At 36.4% G+C, this 7,522-nt stretch carries 7 protein-coding genes; 4 read left to right on the top strand and 3 right to left on the bottom strand.

The window, feature by feature from the left end; all coding sequences use genetic code 11:
• Nucleotides 1-193: 193 nt before the first annotated feature.
• The 3 genes from BTU61_RS09750 to BTU61_RS09760 are packed head-to-tail and all read right to left on the bottom strand — an operon-like array spanning nucleotide 194 to nucleotide 2,388.
• A complete protein-coding gene (locus tag BTU61_RS09750) occupies nucleotides 194-883 on the bottom strand; it encodes a hypothetical protein (protein WP_200773361.1) in 690 nt (229 codons plus the stop codon).
• Nucleotides 864-1,676, bottom strand: a complete 813-nt coding sequence (locus BTU61_RS09755; protein WP_200773362.1) for a hypothetical protein — start codon at nucleotides 1,674-1,676, stop codon at nucleotides 864-866. Before BTU61_RS09755 ends, BTU61_RS09750 begins: the two co-directional genes overlap by 20 nt.
• Nucleotide 1,677: 1 nt before the next feature.
• A complete protein-coding gene (locus BTU61_RS09760; protein ID WP_200773363.1) occupies nucleotides 1,678-2,388 on the bottom strand; it encodes an ABC transporter ATP-binding protein in 711 nt (236 codons plus the stop codon).
• A 158-nt stretch (nucleotides 2,389-2,546) separates the two neighbouring features.
• Between BTU61_RS09760 and BTU61_RS09765 the strand changes: the two genes are divergently transcribed.
• The 4 genes from BTU61_RS09765 to BTU61_RS09780 all read left to right on the top strand — a co-directional run bounded on the left by BTU61_RS09765 (nucleotide 2,547) and on the right by BTU61_RS09780 (nucleotide 7,476).
• Nucleotides 2,547-3,218, top strand: coding sequence for a response regulator transcription factor (locus BTU61_RS09765; protein WP_200773364.1), 672 nt, complete (start codon nucleotides 2,547-2,549; stop codon nucleotides 3,216-3,218).
• Nucleotides 3,203-4,279: a sensor histidine kinase gene (locus tag BTU61_RS09770; RefSeq protein WP_200773365.1), complete on the top strand. Its 1,077-nt coding sequence runs from the start codon at nucleotides 3,203-3,205 to the stop codon at nucleotides 4,277-4,279. Before BTU61_RS09765 ends, BTU61_RS09770 begins: the two co-directional genes overlap by 16 nt.
• Before the next feature lie 273 nt (nucleotides 4,280-4,552).
• Nucleotides 4,553-6,736: an amino acid ABC transporter substrate-binding protein/permease gene (locus BTU61_RS09775; RefSeq protein WP_200773366.1), complete on the top strand. Its 2,184-nt coding sequence runs from the start codon at nucleotides 4,553-4,555 to the stop codon at nucleotides 6,734-6,736.
• On the top strand, nucleotides 6,736-7,476 hold the full coding sequence (locus tag BTU61_RS09780; RefSeq protein WP_200773367.1) for an amino acid ABC transporter ATP-binding protein: 741 nt from the start codon (nucleotides 6,736-6,738) through the stop codon (nucleotides 7,474-7,476). Before BTU61_RS09775 ends, BTU61_RS09780 begins: the two co-directional genes overlap by 1 nt.
• Nucleotides 7,477-7,522 lie beyond the last annotated feature (46 nt).

Raw genomic sequence — 7,522 nt, forward strand, 5'->3', positions numbered from 1 at the left:
ACAAGACTCTCGCAATTACTTCGAAAGTCTTGTCTTTTATTCTAAAACCATGCAATACGTAACAAGAGGCTGGGACAAAAGTCATAGCCTCTTAATTATTTTTGGATTGTCGAGCAAGACGCAGTGGTTGNNNNATTTCTGTCCCACTCTCGCAAAATTAGAAAAGTTTGCTTATCAGTATCATTTTTATTTACTACTTAACTTCTTGATTCCTTACCAAGAGGTAGAGAGTTGCTCCAAGTGAGCATACAAGTCCAATAACGTACGTACAGAGTTGCAAAGAGGAAACTCTCCCTAATATTGTTTCCGCAATAATATTATAAAATAGATAACTAGTCACTGGTTCCATTACTCTTTCTATGAATGGTTGTACTAAAATAGGAAATAGTAGCAAAATAGCTAAACTACCCATTGGACTTTTGAAAAAATAACTTAAGAAGTAAGAAATCAAAAAGTATTGGATGGAGCCAATCAAATAGAAACTGAAAATTTCTAAACTGACACCATTTTTGCTACTAAAAAAATGAAACCATATAAGCAGTACAATGAAATTTAAGGTTGATTGGAGTAGTACATCACATAACTCTACGAACAGGATCCGAATTGAGCTTAAGATCCTTTTTCCACTTACCAAATAAACTAGTTTTGTTTCGTGTGATTGTAACTCAACAAATGCATTAACACACCCAATACTAACAGATAGCATTGATGCAAAAACAAGAGCTTGCTTTATAGATAATTGTACAACAGTATCATTGATTGAAACTGGTAAAACACCTAAGAGACACACAAAACTTATCAAAAGTGACTGTATAGCTATCTGGTACTTTACGGGTTTTAAACTATATTTTTTGACGATAAGACTAAAAAATATTCTTGCCATTCTTCCTCCTCATTCGAATCATTTCTACAAGCATTATGAATACCAAGAACAAGATTCCTTCTACTACTAAAAGTGTAAATCCATACAATTGGCTCGTTTGAGTCCCTTCAATTCGGCCAAAAGCAAATGACTTTGCTCCAATCAAAGGCAATAGATTTTCTAATTTAGAGGAAATTCCTCTTAGAATACCTGATAAACTGATTACCAATAATAAAACGTCTGCAATTAATGCAGTCATTGATTTTTTCGTTACGATTACGAAAAGTAAAGCTAATAAAGTAAGAACGATTGCAAATATCATAACTCTTACCGTAACATCTAAAAACAAAGTCAATTCTAAATAATTCTTTAAAGTTGAATCTAGAAAAGTGAGTAAAACAACAGCATTGACTATAGAAAATACTAAAGTAGAAAGTATCGATAAGACAATCGAACTTGCAATAAAACCAGTAAGGCGAACTTTCCAGCTAGGAATCAATAATTGGCTAAAATAATCATCTCCAAATTGGTAATGGGTTGAATAAACAAGTGAAACCAAGATTGGCAAGAAAATAACACTTGCTTGGTAGGGTGAAGATAAGAGAGCATCCCTGACTGTATAGACTGGATTCGATGATAACATAGACGGATCAAGGTTAACTGCTTGTCCATTTCCTTCTACTAAGGCATTTATCACCTGGATATTTTGAATTGTAAAAAATATGCTGACTCCCAAAATAAGAAAAAAAGTAATTTTAAAAGCAGGTAAACTACTATATTTATAAAGGTCACTAAAAAAGGAACGCTTTAACATATTATTCACCTTCTTTCCCTTCGAGCGCCTTAAAATATGCTTCCTCAAAAGATCCAAACTGTTTCAAAATATCTTTTGTAGGAGCATCAATAACAATTTTCCCATTAGAAATACCAACTAGATGATCTACAGTTAATTCTAACTCACTCATATAATGACTTGTCATTAATACCGTCTTACCTTCATTGACAAAAGACTGCAAAAAATTGCGTACCCAGCGTATTCCTTCTGGATCTAGTCCATTGATTGGTTCATCTAAAATTAAGATGTCAGGATTTGCTAATAAGGCTGTTGCTAACCCAAGACGTTGCTTCATTCCTAATGAATAGTCTTTTACTTTTTTATTTTTAGCTTCACTTAACCCCACCAACTCTAAACATTCCTTGCACCTATTTTTGTCAACGCCACAAGCCAAGCCAATCCACCGAAGATGCTGAAATCCTGTTCTAGTTGGATAAGGTTGACAACTATCTAGGAATGATCCAACAATACAAAAAGGATTATCTCCCAATTGAGAGTATTTTTTTCCATCGATCAACGCCATTCCCATTTGACTATTTTCTAAACCAAGTAAAATTCTGATTAAAGTTGATTTTCCGGATCCATTCGGTCCAATCAATCCAGTAATCTCACCTTTTTTGGCTTTGAAAGACACGTTTTGAAGGACAATTTTATTATTATATTCCTTATGTAGCTTTTGAATTGTTATCATTCATTCTTTTTCCTTTCTGACTTTTAGTGAAATCCCACCTTCACTTTGAGCAAGTATAACAGGAGAAAATCAGGAAATTCTCAGAATAATTATTTTTTTCATTTTCAACAAATTACATTCTATATTTGCTATAATATGCTCATATAATTGGAGGAACTATGAAGTATAAAATTTTAGCCATTGACGATGATGAAAAAATCTTACGATTAATAGGGAATGCATTAGAAGCAAACAACTTTCACGTGGAAACTCGTAAAAACATAGAGGAGATCAATATCTGTGACTTTACTGGATTCGATCTAATTTTACTTGACGTCATGATGCCAATTTCTGGTTTAGAAATTTGTCGTTACATTCGTTCACAAATTACTACTCCAATCTTATTTCTAACTGCAAAAGATTTTGAAGAAGATATACTAAAAGGGATACAAGTCGGAGCTGATGATTACATCACAAAACCATTCAGCATTAAAGAATTGATTGCAAGAATTCAAATGCATCTTCGTAGAGAAGAAAGATCTCACCCTGACTCTAAAGAAGAAATGAATTCAGATATAACTTTTTATCGAAATCGTCAAGAAGTTTATTATCAATCAAAGAGAATATCACTAACTAAGCGAGAGTTTGATTTACTTTATCTTTTAGCAAAAAATAAGAACCGAATATTTAGCATAGAAGAACTTTACAATTATCTCTATCCTGTAGACTCTGATGCACAACTACGATCCATTACTGAATACATCTATCAAATCAGACAAAAATTTAAGATTCATCAAATTGACCCCATCAAAACAGTATGGGGAGGAGGATACAAATGGAAAAAGAATTGACAATCAAGCAACTCATTAAACGTACCTACCTCAAAATCATTTGGCAATTTCTTCTATGTCTGATACTTTTTTACATAGTTCCAGCTCTTCTATCTTCTGTATCTGGAATCAATGAGAAAAATGCCAGTCACTTTGCTTTATTTTTTAGCGTCAGTTCTTGGATTTATCTTTGCATCATTTTAATTTTTATCATTGTAATAAATATTAGACAATTATTGACCAAGATTCAAAAAGAAATGAACATGGTTTATCATAGTGGTCTATATTTCACAAAAAATGAACATCACCATTTGCAGATTAAAGAATTTATTGAAACAAATGATCTAATAGAAAAAATGCAATCTGATATAAAAAATAGAATTCAAAATGAAAAAGATCAAAAAAAAGAACTCATGTTTCAAGTATCTAGCGCTGCGCATGATCTTCGAACTCCTCTAACTGTCATAAGAGGAAATGCCGAATTCTTACAATCCACCGAGCAAACACCTCAAACAATGGAATGTCTAAAAGATCTTGAGCAAGCAAGTATTCAGTTAAACGATTATTTTAACCACTTTATCCAATATTCCAAAACCTTTTACGACCATGATATTCAACTTGAAAAAATATCAATTAAACAAGTAACTCATCAATTGAAGGAACAGATCACTCCTTTACTCCCCAGAAATACACATTTTGTTTTTTCAAATACAGTAACTCCATCAACACAAATTGCAATTCATCCCAATCTATTTTTTCGAGCAATCACCAATATTATTAATAATGCAATACAACATCAAAATGAAAATGATGCAAAGATCCAGCTAACAATGTCACAAGAAAATAATCGACTAGTTCTAACCATATGGAATAATCAATCTACTTTTTCAAAAAGTGTTTTACAACATGCTGGAAATCTTTTCTATAAAGAGGACCTAGCAAGAACACCCTCTCATGAAAGTCACTTTGGACTTGGTTTATCTTTCGTGAAACGTGTCATGAAACTTCATAATGGGACTATGCATTTAGAAAATATTCATAATGGTGCACAAGTCAAGCTAATCATTCCCATTATTATATAGGAAAAGCCGAACTCATCAATATGTGTTCGGCTTTACTTCATTAACAATTCCAAAAGATCAGCAATGCACGAAACTTCATGTCATAAAACCTAACATGAAAACTCGATTTTTCTTGCAAAGCAAAGTCTTTTCTGATATAATAGCTTTTGTAGAAAAACATAAGACCATTCATACTCGTTTTGGTATGAATGATTTGTTTTTTTAAGGCCATCCTTTGGTCAATGTGCTCATGGGTCAAATACCCTAAGAGAAAAGAATTAAAAGGAGACAGAAATGAAGAAAAAATTACTAGCATGTTTGCTTTTCTTATTTCCATTCGTTGCATTTGCTGGTCATGCTCATGCTGAGACGATCAAGGTCGTTTTCGACACAGCATATGCACCGTTTGAATTTAAGGATTCAGATCAAACCTATAAAGGAATTGACGTAGAGATCTTGGACAAGGTCGCTGAAATCAATGGCTGGGATTTGGATAAATCCTTCCCTGGATTTGATGCAGCGGTCAATGCAGTTCAAGCTGGTCAAGCGGATGCCATCATGGCAGGGATGACCAAAACAACAGAACGTGAAAAAGTCTTCACCATGTCTGATACTTACTACGATACAAAAGTTGTCATTGCAACTACGAAAGCTGATAAAATCACGAAGTACAGCCAATTAAAAGGGAAGACAGTCGGTGTCAAAAACGGAACTGCAGCCCAACGCTTCCTTGATAAAAATAAGGACAAGTACGGCTACAGTATCACAACTTTTGATACTGGTGATCTCATGTACAACAGTTTATCAGCTGGTGCAGTTGATGCAGTCATGGATGATCAACCCGTCATTCAATACGCCATCCAAAAGGGTCAGGACCTAGCGATCAATATGGACGGGGAAGCAGTCGGTGGCTTTGCCTTTGGTGTTAAAAAAGGTGGAAATCATGAAAAGTTGATCACTGAATTTAACAAGGCTCTCGCTCAAATGAAAGCTGATGGAACACTTGATAAGATCATCAAGAAATGGACAGGTGAAAGTCAATCATCAAGTAACAGTGCTGTTCCAGAAACAACTACTCCTGCTGGTCAAAAAGCAACTCCTAAAAAATCAAAATATGTAATTTCAAGTGACTCATCTTTTGCGCCATTTGTCTTCCAAAATGGAAAAAACAAATACACAGGGATCGATATGGACTTGATCAAGGCTATTTCCAAAGACCAAGGATTTACCATCGAGATTAATAATCCTGGATTTGACGCAGCGGTCAGTGATGTCCAATCCGGCCATGCGCAAGGAATGATCGCAGGGATGACCGTAACAGATGCTCGGAAATCAACCTTCGATTTTTCTGAACCATACTACACAGCCAACTCTATTCTTGCAGTCCAAGAAGATAGCAAGATTGATTCATATGATGACCTAAAAGGGAAGACGGTCGGTGTTAAAAACGGAACTGCATCGCAGACCTTCCTTGAAGAAAACCAAAAGAAATATGGTTACAAGATCAAAACGTTCTCTGATGGGGCTTCTATGTATGACAGCTTAAATTCTGGTTCTGTCGCTGCGATTATGGACGACGAACCGGTTATCAAATACGCTATTAAACAAGGACGTAAATTCAAAACACCTATCGAAGGAACTCCAAGTGGTCAACTAGCATTTGCCGTTAAAAAAGGTGAAAATCCTGAATTGATCGAAATGTTCAATAACGGTCTTGCGAACTTGAAGAAAAGTGGGCAATACCAAAAGATTCTCGATAAATATCTTAAGTCAGATAGCAAATCAAGTACTTCAAGTACAGCCGTAGATGAAACAACGATCTGGGGCTTACTTCAAAACAACTACAAACAATTGTTAAGTGGTTTGGGTGTAACCCTTGCCCTTGCACTTCTCTCTTTCGCCATTGCTATGGTGATCGGTGTTATCTTTGGGATGTTTAGTGTTAGCCCTTATAAATGGCTCCGCTGGACAGCAGAAATCTTTGTCGATGTTATTCGTGGAATCCCACTCATGATCCTTGCTGCCTTCATCTTTTGGGGAATCCCAAACTTGATTGAATCTGTCACAGGTCATCAATCCCCAATCAACGACTTTGTCGCAGGTACCATCGCCCTCTCCCTCAATGCTGCTGCTTATATCGCAGAAATTGTTCGTGGGGGGATCCAAGCTGTTCCGGTTGGACAAATGGAAGCCAGCCGAAGCCTTGGAATCTCTTATGGCAAGACAATGCGCAAAATTATCTTGCCTCAAGCAACTAAACTCATGCTTCCAAACTTTGTTAACCAATTCGTCATTGCGCTGAAAGATACGACGATCGTTTCTGCCATCGGATTGGTCGAACTCTTCCAAACTGGTAAGATCATCATTGCTCGAAACTACCAAAGTTTCAAGATGTATGCGATCCTTGCCGTTTTCTACCTCGTGATTATCACCTTGCTAACACGATTTGCAAAAAAATTAGAAAAGAAGGTTAACTAATGACTAAATTAAAAATTGATGTCCATGACCTCCACAAATACTATGGTGAAAATGAGGTCTTAAAAGGAATCTCAGCAAAATTCTACGAAGGGGATGTGGTCTGTATTATCGGACCGTCCGGTTCTGGTAAATCGACCTTCCTTCGGAGTCTCAATCTTCTCGAAGAAGTGACAAAAGGTCAAATTACCGTAAATGGATATGATCTAACCGATCCAAAAACCAATGTTGATTTGGTCCGTGAAAATATCGGGATGGTTTTCCAACACTTCAACCTTTTCCCTCACATGAGCGTCCTTGAAAACATTATGTTTGCGCCAGTAGAGCACAAACTGATGACTCGCGAAGAAGCTCAAAAAGTCGGGATGGAATTATTGGAAAAAGTTGGTCTCGCAGATAAAGCCGATGCCAATCCAAACAGCCTTTCCGGTGGTCAAAAACAACGGGTGGCCATTGCGCGTGGACTCGCCATGAATCCAGATATTATGCTCTTTGACGAACCGACTTCTGCCCTTGACCCTGAGATGGTTGGAGATGTATTGAACGTTATGAAGGACTTGGCCAAGCAAGGGATGACCATGATTATCGTCACCCACGAGATGGGATTTGCCCGCCAAGTAGCCAACCGCGTCATTTTTACAGCAGATGGGGAATTCCTCGAAGACGGCAAACCAGACCAAATTTTCGATAACCCCCAACACCCACGATTGAAAGAATTCTTGGATAAAGTGCTAAACGTTTAAAAAGATAATATACCCTCATGGTTTCTGAGGAGGCTGGGACAAAAGT

The organism is Streptococcus lactarius (assembly GCF_016642265.1).
GTDB lineage: Bacteria > Bacillota > Bacilli > Lactobacillales > Streptococcaceae > Streptococcus > Streptococcus lactarius.